The following is a 13,034-nucleotide window of genomic DNA, read 5'->3' as shown; positions in this document are numbered from 1 at the left end:
CGTCGGTCAGGCGATCGCGTTGATGGCCGTGGTCAGGCGCTCCTTGAAGGAATCGGGCAGCGGCACGTAGCCGGCCTCTTCCAGGCCCTGCTGACCCTCGGCCACGGCGCTGTCCAGGAAGGACTTGACCGCCAGGGAGGTCTGCTCGTCGTAGCCGGCGGAGCAGACGATCTCGTAGGTCGCGAGGACCAACGGGTAGCTGTCGGCCTCGGACGAGGCGTAGAGGGCGTCGATGTCGACGACCAGGTCGTTGCCCTCACCGGAGAAGGTGGCGGCGTCGATCGCGGTGCCGGCGGTCTCGGAGGACAGCGCGACCGCACCCGAACCGAAGTCGATCTGAGCGACGCTCAGGCCTTCCTGGTCCGCGTAGCTCTTCTCGACGTAGGTGATCGAGCCGGGGGTGGCGGCGACGGCCTGCGCGACACCGGTCGAGCCGTTGGCGCCCTCGCCGACGCCACCGGACCAGTCGGAGCTGTGCGGGGTGGCCCACTCGGCCGGGGCCGCAGCGTTCAGGAAGCGCTGGAAGTTGTCGGAGGTACCCGAGGAGTCGGACCGGTACACCGGCACGATCGGGGTATCCGGAAGGGTGACGCCCTCGTTGAGCGCGGCGATGGCCGGGTCGTTCCAGGTGCGGATCGTGCCGTTGAAGATGTTGGCGATCACGACCGGCGAGAGGGTGACGTTGTCGACACCGTCGAGGGTGTAGGCCACCGCGATCGGGCCGAAGACCAACGGCAGGTTCCAGGCGGGGTTGCCCGCGCAACGCGCCTCGGCCTGGGTGGCCTGGTCACCGGTGATCGGCGAGTCCGAGCCGGCGAAGTCGACGATTCCGTTGACGAACTGGGTGCGGCCGTTACCCGAGCCGCTCACGGTGTACGCAACTTCCTGGCCGGGGCAGACGGCCTGGTACTGCGCGGTGAAGTTCGCCATGGCGTTCTGCTGGGCGGAGGATCCTTCGCCGGTGATCGGCGACTTGCCCTCACAGGACGCCGACGACGTCCCCGTGGTCGCGCCCTCGACGTTCGAGTCGCTGCCACAGGCGACGAGCATGCCGCCGACGGCGACGATTCCGGCAACGGCCACGCTGCGCTTGAGCTTCACAGAGATTCCTTTTGTACGAGAGTCGGGTCCACCGGTACGGCGACTCGAATGTGGTGGTGCGCCCGCACCGAGGCGACGGCTGCCGCCCTCTCGAAACTAGGACGTTTCGGTGCACTGTCCTCACCGCAAGGGTTAATCAGAGGTGAACGCTGGGCGTCCACGAGATGGTGACCATCCGTTCACCGGAAGAAGTGTGAGGTAGAGCGCCCCGAATCGGTCTCTTCGACCGGTATCTATCGGGTAAAGGGCTCGTCAAATAGCCGGTCGCCCGTAGGCGACGTCGGCGTAGAAACGGCGGAAGCCGACCCTGTCATAGGTGCGGACCGCGCGCTCATTGTCCGCCTCCACGTAGAGCATCACCGTGTCGGCGCCGCGATCCCGCAGATAGCGCATCCCGATCGTGGTCAGGATGCCGCCCAGACTGCGGCCGCGCGCCTCCGGATCGACGGCGACGACGTAGACCTCCCCCAGCCCCGGATGCTCGAGGTGCATCTTGGTCCAGTGGAAGCCCAGGACGTGCTCCGGCCGATCGGCCTCGACCGCCAGGAAGATCCCCTCGGGGTCGAACCAGGGTTCGGCGGCGCGTTCGTCGATCTGTCGGTCGTCCCAACCGCCCTGTTCGGGATGCCAGGAGAAGGCGGCATTGTTCACGCGCAGCAGTTCGGCGCGGTCGGCGTCGGTGTAGGTGCGGATCACCACGCCGTCGGGGACGACCGGTTCGGGGATATCGCCGTCGAGCGGGCGGCGCAGCTGCAGCAGCTCGCGCAGGACGACCAGGCCGAGACGATTGGCGACGCTGCGGGCGGACGGCAGATCGCCGTGCGCCCAGACGCGGGCGTCGGCGCCCCCGGTGCTCAGGATCCAGGAGACCAGGGAACCGCCCATCCCGACATTGCGGTGGGCCGGGTCGACGACCGCCTCGCCGATGGCGGGAAAGCCGTCCCGGAAGTTCAGGACCGCGGCGTATCCGGCGACCTCACCGTCGACGCGGGCGATCACTTCCTCGAGGCCGGACGTACCGGCCGAACGGGCGCGCAGAATGTCGGAGGACAGCGGGGCGGTGCCGTCGGCTTCCGTGGCGGCGGCGATGATGCGGTCGACGTCGGCGCGAGCGTCCTCCACCGCGACCGCCAGGGGGCTCGATCCATCGCCGGCTGACACCATGTGGGAAGTCTAGCCCCGCGCGGCCTCGATGCCGCGGTGACGACGTCGGCGTCGATGCCGACCCGAGCGAGTGCGCTACTCACCGAGCGCAGGTGGGCCCAGTGTGCACCGAGCACAAGCGGGCACAAGCGGGTCCGGTGGGTACCGAGCGGGCTCAGCCCGCGCGGCCTCCGGCGACGGAGTGCAGGTGATGACGGTCCTCGGGGCCGCGGGCGGGTTCGCCGGCCGCGGGAACATTGCGCGGTGCGGGTACGTCGGCAACCGGGCCGGCGTCGACGATCAGATCGCCGCCGCTGCCGGGCCGGGGACGTACGGCCTTGTAGCCGACATTGCGCACCGTGCCGATCAGCGACTCGTACTCCGACCCGAGCTTGGCCCGCAACCGTCGTACGTGCACGTCGACCGTGCGGGTACCGCCGAAGAAGTCGTATCCCCAGACCTCCTGCAGCAGCTGGGCGCGGGTGAAGACCCGGCCGGCGTGCTGCGCGAGGTACTTGAGCAGTTCGAACTCCTTGTAGGTCAGATCGAGCACTCGACCACGCAGCCGCGCGGTATAGGTGCTCTCGTCGATGACCAGTTCACCGAGGGTGATCTTGCCGGTCGACTCGTCGCCTATCGTTCCGGTCCGTCCGGAGACCAGCAGGCGCAGGCGCGCCTCGATCTCGGCCGGGCCGATACTCGGCAGGAAAAAATCATCGAGGTCCCAGTCCGCGTTGACGGCGACCAATCCACCTTCGGTGAGCACGGCGATCACAGGGATCGGCGTACCGCCGGTGGTACCCAACAAACGACACAGCCCTCGCGCGCCCGCCAAATCGGTTCGCGCATCCACCAGAGCGATGTCCGCGGAGCCCGCCTCCAATAACGACGACACCTCCGCCGGTACTGCGCGCACGGTGTGCGGCAGCAAGGACAACGACGGGAGAACGGCGTCGACATCGGGAGCGGAAGTCAGCAGAAGCAGTTCCATCAGTGGCCTCCCAGACCTCGGTAGCCCGTACGATCCGATCGAGGCCAATGCAAGCAATGCGCCGACCGAACGACCTCACCCCGACGAACAGATTAGCGTGGTCGGGCCGGTTGGCGCCCGATCCACGTGAAAGGGAGAGAGACAATCACCCTGATTCGGAGGCTGTTCGTCGTTCTGATCGCTCTGCTGGCGATCCTAGCGCTGGCCGATCTCGGCTCGGCGGCCGCAGCTGAATTCCGTGTGTCTCGAGCATTACGCGCCGGTAGCGGGCTGGAAACCGATCCGTCCGTGCGGATCACGGGATGGGCCTTCCTCCCGCAATTGGCGAGCGGGACCTATCGCGACATCGAGGTCAGCGCGCACGACGTGCCGGCCCCGGACGTGAGCAATACCACAGTCGAAGCGTCCCTCTTCGGCGCGGTTCTGCCGGCTTCGAACCTGGTCGGACGGCAGTTCGCCGACCTGCCGGTATCCGAATTGTATGGACGAATTCGGATAGACGGCACGGACCTGGGTGTATTTCTCGGCATTCCGGATCTCGGAATATCCGAACCGGAGCGAACACCCGGTTCACCGGAACAGACTCGGGAAACCCGTCCGCGAACGACGGTGTTAACCGGTACCGTGCCGGTCGACGGCGAGCCGGAGACGATCTCGGTCGACGCCCGGTTGGAGATGGACGGCAACCGGATAGTGATCACCCCGACCGGTTTGCACCAGGGCGCCGACGGGCAGGTCGACATCCGGGTCCCCGATGCGCAGGTGCCCGCGATCATCGCGCCCTTCGGCGGCGTCATCGACGCGGGAACCCTGCCGTTCGGCGTTCCGGTCACCTGGATCTATACCGAGGGATCCCAGATCGTCGTCGAGGGCATCACCCGCGATGTCACGGTGGACCTGACCACCCTGCGTCGCAGCTAGGACCCGGTCGCGCCCGTTTCCGGCGCCCGCGCCGGGGCTCGGATCGCCCGCCCGGCTCCCGGGGGCCCGGGGCCGCCGACGGTCGGCAACGGTCCGGGTACGCTGTGCGTGTGCAGAACAGCCGAGAGCTTTTGCTCACCCGACGACGCGCGGTTGATCTGTGCCGTCTCGGTGGCTGCTGTTGTCGCTGCCGTTCCTGATCGGGCCCCTCTTCGCGGCGACGTCGCTCGTTCGACCCGTATCCGCACCCGAATTCTCTCGTGGCGTGGCCTCGTTCCCGATCGTCCCGGCCCCCGATTGTGCAATTCCCGCGCATATCGCGTGCCGACATCCCCCATCCACGGACGCATCAGCGCCTCGGTGATGCTCCACGCAAACGTACGCAGCAGGAAAGGACACTCATGGCTCGCTCCGACACCCTGGTCACCGCCGACTGGGCCGAGCAGAACCTCAACACCCCCGGCATCGTTCTGGTCGAGGTCGACGAGGACACCAGTGCCTACGACACCGGCCACATCGAAGGTGCGATCAAGCTCGACTGGAAGACCGATCTGCAGGATCCGGTCCGTCGTGACTTCGTCAACCGCGAGCAGTTCTCCGCGCTGCTGTCCGACCGCGGTATCGGCAACGACGACACCGTCGTGCTGTACGGCGGCAACAACAACTGGTTCGCCGCCTACGCGTACTGGTACTTCAAGCTCTACGGCCACGAGAACGTCAAGCTGCTCGACGGCGGTCGCAAGAAGTGGGAGCTCGACGGTCGTCCGCTGAGCACCGACCCGGTCAAGCGCGAGCCGACCGAGTACGTCGCCAAGGAGCCGGATCTGTCGATCCGCGCCTTCCGCGACGAGACCGTCGAGGCGATCGGCGTCAAGAACCTCGTCGACGTGCGCTCCCCCGACGAGTTCTCCGGCAAGATCCTGGCGCCGGCCCACCTGCCGCAGGAGCAGAGCCAGCGTCCCGGCCACATCCCCGGCGCGATCAACGTGCCGTGGAGCAAGGCCGCGAACGAGGACGGTACCTTCCGCAGTGACGAGGAACTGGCCGAGATCTACGGAGCGGCCGGTCTGGACGGCTCCAAGGACACCATCGCCTACTGCCGGATCGGTGAGCGCTCCTCGCACACCTGGTTCGTGCTGAAGGAACTGCTGGGCCACGAGAACGTCAAGAACTACGACGGAAGCTGGACCGAGTACGGCTCGCTGATCGGCGTGCCGATCGAGTTGGGAGAGTAAGAGACATGTGTGCTGCACCCGTGCAGGGTCAGAATCTGCCCGTCGGAGTCGACGCCGAGAAGGAAACGATCCTCACCGGGCGCGTGCTCGCCGGTGACGGGCAGCCGGTCGCCGGCGCCTACGTTCGCCTGCTCGACGGAACGGGCGAGTTCACCGCCGAGGTGGTGGCGTCGCCGACCGGCGACTTCCGCTTCTTCGCCGCGCCGGGGGCGTGGACGGTTCGCGCGCTGTCGTCCGCCGGCAACGGCCAGGCTGCCGTGCAGGCGGAGGGCGCCGGGATTCACGCCGTCGACGTGACGATCGCCGCCTGACCTGCTGCTCTTCATGCCTCACCCCGTGGGCCCGCCGATTCGGCGGGCCCACGGTCGTCTCCGGGGCCCGGCGGCACGGGTGCGGTCGAGCCCGAGGGACACCGATCGCAGAACCGCGATGGTGAGGTTGCCGACGCGCTACTTCACACGGTCGTACACGCGATAGACTCCCGCTGTGGTTCTCATATTCGAAATTCTGTTGGGTCTCGCGACCGTCTTGGTGTTGTGGTTCACGTTCTACGTGGTCTACCGCTTGGTCACCGACGAATCGTGACCGACGGCCCCCGGAACGAGCAGACCAGCTCCGACGCCTCGCCCGAGGACATCGCGGTGCCGTCCGATGACGGCTCCGCCGGCGTTCCGCAGCTCGGCGGCAATGACGCGATCGCCGCGGCCGCCGAACGGGCCGCGGTGACCGGGACGCTCAACGTCCCGTCGTTGCCGGACCTGCCGATCCCGGCCGATACCGCGAATCTGCGCGAGGGCGCGAACCTCAATCACGATCTGCTCGCCCTGCTGCCGATGGTCGGTGTCTGGCGCGGTGTCGGCGAGGGCCGCGATCCCAGCACCGGCGAGTACCGCTTCGGGCAGCAGATCATCGTCGCCCACAACGGCGGTCCGTATCTGGTGTGGGAGTCGGTCGCCTGGCGGCTGACCCCCGAGGGCGAGTACCTCGGTCCGGATCAGCGCGAGAGCGGCTTCTGGCGGGTGGCCGGGGGCGAGCCCAATGGCGACGGGACGACCTCGGACGAGGTCCTCGAGCTGTTGTTGACGCATACCTCCGGCGTCGTCGAGCTCTACTACGGCGCCGCGCTCACCGCGTCGTCGTGGGAGATCGCCACCGACGTGGTCATCCGCAGCACCTCCTCGGACGTCGTGGGCGGCGCGAAGCGGCTCTACGGCATCGTCGACGGGGGCGACCTCGCCTACGTCGAGGAGCGGATCACCGCCGACGGCGCCCTCGAGCCGCGCATGTCGGCGCGGCTGAGCCGCTACATCGGCTGAATCTCGGTACCCTGCCGACCCTCGCACCTCGGGTGACCTCGTGCCGGCAACGGGCGCCCGGAAACGGAACGACCCCCGAGCCCTGCGCATCCGTGGGGGGATACACGTGCCGGTCGGACGGACCGGCGGCTCGGGGGTCGGGTGGCTGCCTGGTATTCGCTCGCCGCTCGCGCGACGGGTGATACCCGACTGCAGCGTTAGCGGCTAGCGGACAGCCACCTCACATGTCCGTATGTCAATCACTGTCGGACCACCTCCTTCCTTGTGTACCTCCGAACGTACGCCGCGGCGAACCAGGGCCGCAAGCGATTAAATTTCGCTGATCGCGTACCGCCGGAAAGCGGCTGTGACCAGGTACGACGCTGCGCAGCGGTCCAACGGGGACCCTCAGCGGCGCCAGCGGCCGCGATCGCGCGGATAGGACCGCGGGCGCGGCGGTGCGGGTGCGCTGGGCCCCTCCGGGGCGATCGCGAGGTCGATCAACGCCGGGATCTCCTCACCGCGCCGGCGGGGGCGCAGCGGCAGCCCGTCGAGTTCGCGGACGTGGGCCGCCAGGGTGATCGACGAGACCAACCAGACCGCATCGGCGGTCAGCAGGTCCGCCGGGCGCAGCGGCGTTTCGAAGCAGCGGAACCCCTTCTTCGGGGCGACCTCGAACAGCGCCGCCTGGGTGGTGCCGCGCAGGATGCCCTGCTCCACCGGCGGGGTGTGCAGCTCGTCGTCGTTGACCACGATCACCGTCGAGCGCGGCCCCTCGAGCACGTAGCGTTCGCTGCTCAGGAAGATCGCGTCGTCGGCCTCGCGGCTGCGCGCATAGCGCAGCGCCGCCATATTGGTCGCGTAGGACAGCGTCTTGGCGCCGTAGAGCTGCCAGGGGGCCTCGGGGGCGAAATCCGCGGAGTACCCGCGTCCGAGGGTGACCACGACGACCCCGTCGTTGCGCACCGCGGTCACCCGATCGGGTACCTCGGCGATGCTGACGAAGCAGGTCGGCGGGCCCCCACCCTCGCGCCCGCGGGTGTAGACCAACCGCATCATCGCATCGGCGTGCGCCGGCGGCACGGGCTTGGGTGCGGTCGACACCCAGCGGGTCACACCGATCTCGACCGCCGCCTCCCAGGCGGACCGATCCGGCTCCGGTAGGTCGAGCATCCCCGCCGAGATCGCGAGGCGATCGAGATGTTTGTCGAGCAGGACCGCCCTGCCGTCCCGGACGAGAACAGTTTCGAAAACTCCATCCCCCCGAACCACCGACAGATCGTCGGCGTGCAGCAGCGGCTCGCTTCCGTCGTGGACTGTGCCATCGAGAGTCACAACAACCTGCGTAGCCATGGCAGAAGCCTAACTAGACTGGACGCATGGTCGGCGACAAACCCGCGCACCCCCACGACCGCGAGTCGCTTCGCACTGCGCCGAAAGCGATCTTCCCCGGACCGGATTCCGGTCCGGACGCGGCGATTCCCTGGCACTACGGCGATCCCCTCGGGGAGCAACGCGCCGCCGAACGGGCGGCGGTCGTCGTCGACCGCTCCCATCGATTCGTGCTGGTTTTGACCGGATCCGAGCGCCTGAGTTGGCTGCATTCGATCACCACCCAGCACATCTCGCAGCTGCCGTCGGGCGAGTCCGCCGAGAATCTGATCCTCGACATCAACGGCCGTGTCGAACACCACTTCGTGATGTCGGACGTCGTGATCGACGACACCCCCACCACGATCATCGACACCGAGCCCGATCGCGGCGCCGATCTGCTGGCCTATCTGAGCAAGATGGTCTTCTGGTCCGACGTGCGGGTCGAGGACGCCCGCGAGCGCTGGGCGGTGCTGTCGGTCCTCGGGCCGAACGCCGCCGCGGTGCTGACCGCCGCCGATCTGCCCGCGCCGAGCCGGCTCTACGCCGCCGAGGTCGCCGGGGACGTCGTCGTGCGCGCCATGCCCCCGCTGATCCCGCTCGGCGAACCGGTGCTGGGCGAAGCGCCAACGGCGGCGTTCGATCTGCTGGTGCCGGCCGACGGGGTCGCACGGATGCGCGATCGCCTCGTCGCGGCGGGTGCGGCGCCGGCGGGCAGCTGGGCCTGGGAGGCGCTGCGGGTCGCGGCCGGGCGCGCACGCCTGGGCGTCGACACCGACGAGCGCACCATTCCGCACGAGGTCGACTGGATCGGAGATATCGCCGCCCGGGGTGCGGTACACCTCGACAAGGGCTGCTATCGCGGCCAGGAGACCGTGGCGCGGGTGCACAATCTCGGCAGTCCCCCCCGGCATCTGTTCCTGGTGCACATCGACGGGTCCGCCGACCTGCGTCCCGAGCGGGGCACCGACGTGCTCACCGCCGAGGGGCGCCGGGTCGGTTCCCTCGGAACGGTGGTCGACCACCACGAGCTCGGTCCGATCGCGCTCGCGCTGCTCAAGCGCGCGGTCCCGGTCGACACCCCGTTGGTCGCCTCGGGCACCGCGATCTCGATCGACCCCGATTCCGCACCCACCGATTGGGTGCGGGCGGGCCGCGAAGCGGTCTCGCGGTTGCGGGGGCGGTGACCTCCGGCGGGACCATTTCTCCTGTCGACACGCGCGGCCGCACTTCGCCACGCGCGATCGCTGCGGCACTTGCTCCCCGGGCACGCTAGAGTGGTCGGCAGGAAGATACTCAAAACTATGACGGGGCCGCCAAAACTCCCAGGCCGCCCCGCTCGCGCGAGGGGGTTAGCCATGGGCCGCGGCCGGGCTAAGGCAAAGCAGACCAAAGTGGCACGTGAGCTCAAGTACAGCTCCCCGACCACAGATTTCGAGAGCCTCCAACGCGAGTTGTCGGGCGGTGAAGAGCCCCGGGGTCGAGACGTGCCCACCGGCCGCTCGGAGCCGTCGGATGACGACTACGACTACGAGTACGAGAAGTGGCAGTAGATCCACCACACTTCTGATGAAGGTCGGGGGCGCAGAGGCGCTCCCGACTTTCGTTGATTCGGTAGTCGACCCGATACGAGTCGACGGCCCACCCTCCACATATGCGACCACCCCTCGCCGGGGTGACGCCGTGCGGGTGAGCCATGGTCGAGACCCGGTTGGTCGAGTCACGGTACTTCCGGGGAACGCGGCTGTGGCCGAGTGAATCTGCCCCCTGCGCAGATCCTCTCGGCCACAACCCATCGGCGACGTTGCCGATCCCTCCCCCCGGAGACTCGACACCGGTCGAGCGGTCTACCAGCCGATCCACACGTAGCCGTCGTACCCGGCGTTGCCGCGGACCGAGCTGATCTCGAGCACGTAGTCCCCGGTCTCCGGCAGCACGACGCTGCGGTCGACCTCCTCGAGGACCAGCGGGTATCCGCTGGGCGTGTAGATGGCGAAGACGGCGTTGTTCTCGATCGACACCAGCCCGACGCTCATGGTCTGACCGGCCACCGCGTCGAGGTGGTAGTGGTCGTAGTCACCCCGCACGATGTCACCGGTGAACGACGAGCCGCTTTCGCCCGGAGCGAATTCGATCCGCACGTCCTTGCCCTGGGCGGCCGACGCGACGCCTGCGCCGACTCCGGTCATCACCAGGACCGCGGCGGTGGCGATTCCGACCACCGCGACGGTGAGGGTGCGCAGTGCGATTCGGACGGTGCTCATCACGATCTCCTTCGTCTGTGGTTCAGCTCTTCGCTGAACAAAGAATGCGATCGCGTGGTGACAACCCGATGACAGTCCGCTGATAGCGCCGGACGCTGATGCCGGACGGGGCGCTCAGATCGGCGCGTCGGCCCACCAGAGGTCGGTCAGGCCGCGGCCGTCGTAGTACCACGAGGTGATGTCGATCAGGATCCACCGGCGGTTGGGGTCGTCGAAGGAGATCACCAGTGCGCCGGAGTTGTCGGGGCCGTCCGACATGCGCAGCGTGCCGCTGCCGGAGACGCGTTGCCAGGGTTCGTCGACGGCGGTGGCGCCCTCGAAGGCCGCCGTGCTGGTCTGTTCCCAGCGCGGATCGTCGGGCCGGAACGACCAGACGTACCAGAGCAACCCCCCGTCGCCGGTGCATTGCAGCGCCGGCATCCGACCGTTGTTCAGCACCTCGATGCTCTCGCATCGGGAGTTCTGGTAGCCGACATCGTCGGGGGTTGCCGGCAACAGGTACGGAAACATGGCCACCAACTCCCCCGCCGCGCCCCACGCCGGGTAGGGCGAACCGGTAGGTACCGAGGCCCCGGCGCTCGGAGTCGTGCTCGCGGTTCCGGCGGCCGCCGTCTCGGTGGTCGGCGCCTCGCTGGTCGGCGTGTGGCCGGTCCCGGTCTCGGTGGTCGACGCGCTGCCGGCGCTCGTGCTCCCGGTCCCGGTGGTCGGGTCGAGCGTGCCGGTGGTCGCGAGAGTCTCGGTCCCGTCGCCGCGCTGGGGTCCGACGATCAGCAGGGTCACGATCACCCCGACCAGGGCGAGCGCCACCGCCACCGCCGCGAGCGGAAGGCCCCGTGACCTGCGCCCCGAGCGGGACGGAACGCTCGGCCGCGGACCGCTGCCGTCCGCGATCCGCGTGCCCGGCAGCGCCGCCGCGGTCGGCGGAAGAATCGGCGCCGCCCCCGCGGTTTCGGGGCCGCGCCACGCCTCGGCGGTTTCCGGGCCGCGCCACGCTTCCGCGGCTTCGGGGCCGCCCCACGCGGCGGCGGGTTCGGGGCCGCCCCACGCGGCGGCGGGTTCGAGGGCACGCCACGCGGCGGCGGCGAGGGCCGCGCAGCTGTCGAAACGCCGGTTCGGGTCCTTCGCCATCGCGGTGGCGATCACCTCGTCGAGGCCGACCGGCAGGCTCGGGTCGATCCGCGACGGCAGCGGTGGCGGCTCGTTGAGATGGGCGGTCAGCACCGCCGGCGGAGGTCGTCCGGCGAACGGCGCCTCGCCGATCAGCATCTCGAAGAGCGTGGCGCCGAGCGAGTAGACGTCGGTGCGGTGGTCGATCGGGCCGGCTCCGATCTGCTCGGGTGAGGCATAGGCGAGCGTGGCGACGATCGAGCCGGTCGAGGTCAGCCGGGGGCTCTCGATCGATCGGGCGATGCCGAAGTCTGTGACGAAGACCTGGTCGGATCCGTCGTCGGCCGTCGCGACCAGCAGATTGGCCGGCTTGACGTCCCGATGCAGCAGCCTGCGGCGGTGCGCGGCGTCGAGCCCGTCGGCGGCCTGCGCGACGATTCCCACCGCCCGCGCCGCCGGTCGCATCGGATGCCCGGGCGCCACGAGCCGCGCGACGTCGAGGCCGTCGACCAGCCGCATGGTGATCCACAGATGGTCGCCCTCGGTCCCCCGGTCGTAGATATCGACGACGTTCGGATGGTCGAGTTGGGCGATCAGGTCGGCTTCCCGCTCGAAGCGGGCCCGCATCCGCGAGGTCCCGCCCGCCTCGGCGGTGAGGATCTTCAGGGCGACCAGTCGGGGCAAGCGGGGATGCCGGGCCGCGTAGACGGCGCCCATGCCGCCGGAGCCGATCCGTCGTTCGATCAGGTAGCCGGCAAAGACCGTTCCGGGGGTCACATACATCGTCATCGCCCAGCCTCAGATCGGAGCGCCGATCCACCAACGGTCGTAGACATCCTGACCGCCGTGGTCGCCGGCGACGCCCAGGACGCAGAAGTACCGGTCGGGGTCGTCGAACTCGACCCGCAGCAGCCCGGTTCCGCTGATGGCGTCGGTGGTCCACCAGACGCTGCCCGTGCCGGTCGGCCGGGCCCACGTCTCCTCGCGGGTACCGGTGACGCCGGTGGTGTCCCGCAGGTACACCCGGCGGCCGAGTTGCGGGTCGCACCAGATGTTGACCCCGTAGCCGGCGGCGTCGTCGGGGCAGGTCAGCGACCGGCCCTCGTCGTCGTCCAGGCCGCAACGAAGCCCCTGGTAGCCGGCGCCGGCCGGTTCGGCGGGAAGCAGGCCGGGAAAGGCTTCGGCGATATAGGCGGCCGGCCCCCAGGCGCTGTAGGCCGTCGTCGCCCCGGCCGTGTCCGTGGTGGAGGTGGAGGTGGGTTCGGTGGTGGCGGCCCCGGGTGCGGACGAGGCGGGTGCGGACGAGGCGGGCGGGGTGGAGGCCGACCGGGTCGCCGGGGTGTCGTCCGCCCCCGCGACGATGCCGAGCGTCGGGGCCACCGATCGGGTGACCCATACCGCCGATCCGAGCGCGGCGACCACCAGGACCACCGCGGCGACCACCGCCGGGATCACCCACCGCGGGCGGCGGTCCGCCGTCGGCGGGACGGTGGCCGGTCGCAGCTGCGTCACGGCCGGGACGGGGCCCGCGCCGGATGGGAGCCACGGCCCGGGGTGCGGCCCGGGCGGGGCCGCCGGGTTCGCGGGCACCCCGTTGCCGGCGGGG

General features: G+C 69.4%; 12 protein-coding genes and 1 pseudogene. 6 read left to right on the top strand and 7 right to left on the bottom strand.

The annotated features are described in order from the left end of the window. Window positions 1-6 precede the first annotated feature (6 nt). From pstS to MB1_RS14630, 3 genes are all read right to left on the bottom strand, one after another. Window positions 7-1,101: a phosphate ABC transporter substrate-binding protein PstS gene (gene pstS, locus MB1_RS14640; RefSeq protein WP_066908634.1), complete on the bottom strand. Its 1,095-nt coding sequence runs from the start codon at window positions 1,099-1,101 to the stop codon at window positions 7-9. Between the two features lie 252 nt (window positions 1,102-1,353). Next, window positions 1,354-2,265 (bottom strand): mycothiol synthase, encoded by a 912-nt coding sequence (mshD, locus tag MB1_RS14635; protein ID WP_066908631.1) that lies wholly within the window; start codon window positions 2,263-2,265, stop codon window positions 1,354-1,356. A 154-nt stretch (window positions 2,266-2,419) separates the two neighbouring features. Then, window positions 2,420-3,235, bottom strand: a complete 816-nt coding sequence (locus MB1_RS14630) for a winged helix-turn-helix transcriptional regulator (RefSeq protein WP_084351825.1) — start codon at window positions 3,233-3,235, stop codon at window positions 2,420-2,422. Window positions 3,236-3,361: 126 nt separating this feature from the next. Between MB1_RS14630 and MB1_RS14625 the strand changes: the two genes are divergently transcribed. From MB1_RS14625 to MB1_RS14610, 4 genes are all read left to right on the top strand, one after another. Beyond that, on the top strand, window positions 3,362-4,156 hold the full coding sequence (locus tag MB1_RS14625; protein WP_281190089.1) for an LmeA family phospholipid-binding protein: 795 nt from the start codon (window positions 3,362-3,364) through the stop codon (window positions 4,154-4,156). 401 nt (window positions 4,157-4,557) lie between these two features. Then, entirely contained in the window at window positions 4,558-5,391 is an 834-nt protein-coding gene (locus MB1_RS14620) for a sulfurtransferase (protein WP_066908625.1), read from the top strand. A 5-nt stretch (window positions 5,392-5,396) separates the two neighbouring features. Further along, the gene (locus MB1_RS14615) at window positions 5,397-5,702 is read left to right on the top strand and encodes a DUF1416 domain-containing protein (protein ID WP_066908622.1); all 306 of its coding nucleotides are present in this window, start codon (window positions 5,397-5,399) and stop codon (window positions 5,700-5,702) included. 324 nt (window positions 5,703-6,026) lie between these two features. Continuing rightward, the gene (locus MB1_RS14610; RefSeq protein WP_174531968.1) at window positions 6,027-6,707 is read left to right on the top strand and encodes a heme-binding beta-barrel domain-containing protein; all 681 of its coding nucleotides are present in this window, start codon (window positions 6,027-6,029) and stop codon (window positions 6,705-6,707) included. A gap of 387 nt (window positions 6,708-7,094) precedes the next feature. Here MB1_RS14610 and MB1_RS14605 read toward each other — a convergent pair whose 3' ends face one another. Continuing rightward, entirely contained in the window at window positions 7,095-8,039 is a 945-nt protein-coding gene (locus tag MB1_RS14605; RefSeq protein WP_084351821.1) for an aminodeoxychorismate lyase, read from the bottom strand. A gap of 26 nt (window positions 8,040-8,065) precedes the next feature. Between MB1_RS14605 and ygfZ the strand changes: the two genes are divergently transcribed. Together ygfZ and MB1_RS14595 are read left to right on the top strand one after the other, a co-directional pair. Next, window positions 8,066-9,244: a CAF17-like 4Fe-4S cluster assembly/insertion protein YgfZ gene (gene ygfZ, locus MB1_RS14600; RefSeq protein ID WP_066908619.1), complete on the top strand. Its 1,179-nt coding sequence runs from the start codon at window positions 8,066-8,068 to the stop codon at window positions 9,242-9,244. Between the two features lie 171 nt (window positions 9,245-9,415). Next, on the top strand, window positions 9,416-9,610 hold the full coding sequence (locus MB1_RS14595; protein WP_066908616.1) for a DUF3073 domain-containing protein: 195 nt from the start codon (window positions 9,416-9,418) through the stop codon (window positions 9,608-9,610). 294 nt (window positions 9,611-9,904) lie between these two features. Here MB1_RS14595 and MB1_RS14590 read toward each other — a convergent pair whose 3' ends face one another. The 3 genes and pseudogenes from MB1_RS14590 to MB1_RS26240 form a co-directional block, all read right to left on the bottom strand. Continuing rightward, window positions 9,905-10,321, bottom strand: a complete 417-nt coding sequence (locus MB1_RS14590) for a hypothetical protein (RefSeq protein WP_066908612.1) — start codon at window positions 10,319-10,321, stop codon at window positions 9,905-9,907. Window positions 10,322-10,435: 114 nt separating this feature from the next. Then, window positions 10,436-12,217 carry a serine/threonine-protein kinase gene (locus MB1_RS26320; RefSeq protein ID WP_066908610.1) on the bottom strand — a complete coding sequence of 594 codons (1,782 nt, stop codon included), beginning with the start codon at window positions 12,215-12,217 and terminating at the stop codon, window positions 10,436-10,438. Window positions 12,218-12,226: 9 nt separating this feature from the next. Next, window positions 12,227-13,034, bottom strand: a pseudogene (locus tag MB1_RS26240) (serine/threonine-protein kinase); the annotation flags it as partial.

The organism is Millisia brevis NBRC 105863 (genome assembly GCF_001552615.1).
In the GTDB taxonomy this organism is placed as follows: Bacteria; Actinomycetota; Actinomycetes; order Mycobacteriales; family Mycobacteriaceae; genus Millisia; species Millisia brevis.
This window is presented reverse-complemented; position numbering and strand designations above follow the sequence as displayed.

Excerpts from the sequence above, each read along its gene's own strand:
- MB1_RS26320 (WP_066908610.1), bottom strand. The coding sequence starts at position 12,217 with ATGACGATGTATGTGACCCCCGGAACGGTCTTTGCCGGCTACCTGATC.
- MB1_RS14605 (WP_084351821.1), bottom strand. The coding sequence starts at position 8,039 with ATGGCTACGCAGGTTGTTGTGACTCTCGATGGCACAGTCCACGACGGA.
- MB1_RS14630 (WP_084351825.1), bottom strand. The coding sequence starts at position 3,235 with ATGGAACTGCTTCTGCTGACTTCCGCTCCCGATGTCGACGCCGTTCTC.
- MB1_RS14590 (WP_066908612.1), bottom strand. The coding sequence starts at position 10,321 with ATGAGCACCGTCCGAATCGCACTGCGCACCCTCACCGTCGCGGTGGTC.
- MB1_RS14615 (WP_066908622.1), top strand. The coding sequence starts at position 5,397 with ATGTGTGCTGCACCCGTGCAGGGTCAGAATCTGCCCGTCGGAGTCGAC.
- MB1_RS14595 (WP_066908616.1), top strand. The coding sequence starts at position 9,416 with ATGGGCCGCGGCCGGGCTAAGGCAAAGCAGACCAAAGTGGCACGTGAG.
- MB1_RS14620 (WP_066908625.1), top strand. The coding sequence starts at position 4,558 with ATGGCTCGCTCCGACACCCTGGTCACCGCCGACTGGGCCGAGCAGAAC.
- mshD (WP_066908631.1), bottom strand. The coding sequence starts at position 2,265 with ATGGTGTCAGCCGGCGATGGATCGAGCCCCCTGGCGGTCGCGGTGGAG.
- ygfZ (WP_066908619.1), top strand. The coding sequence starts at position 8,066 with ATGGTCGGCGACAAACCCGCGCACCCCCACGACCGCGAGTCGCTTCGC.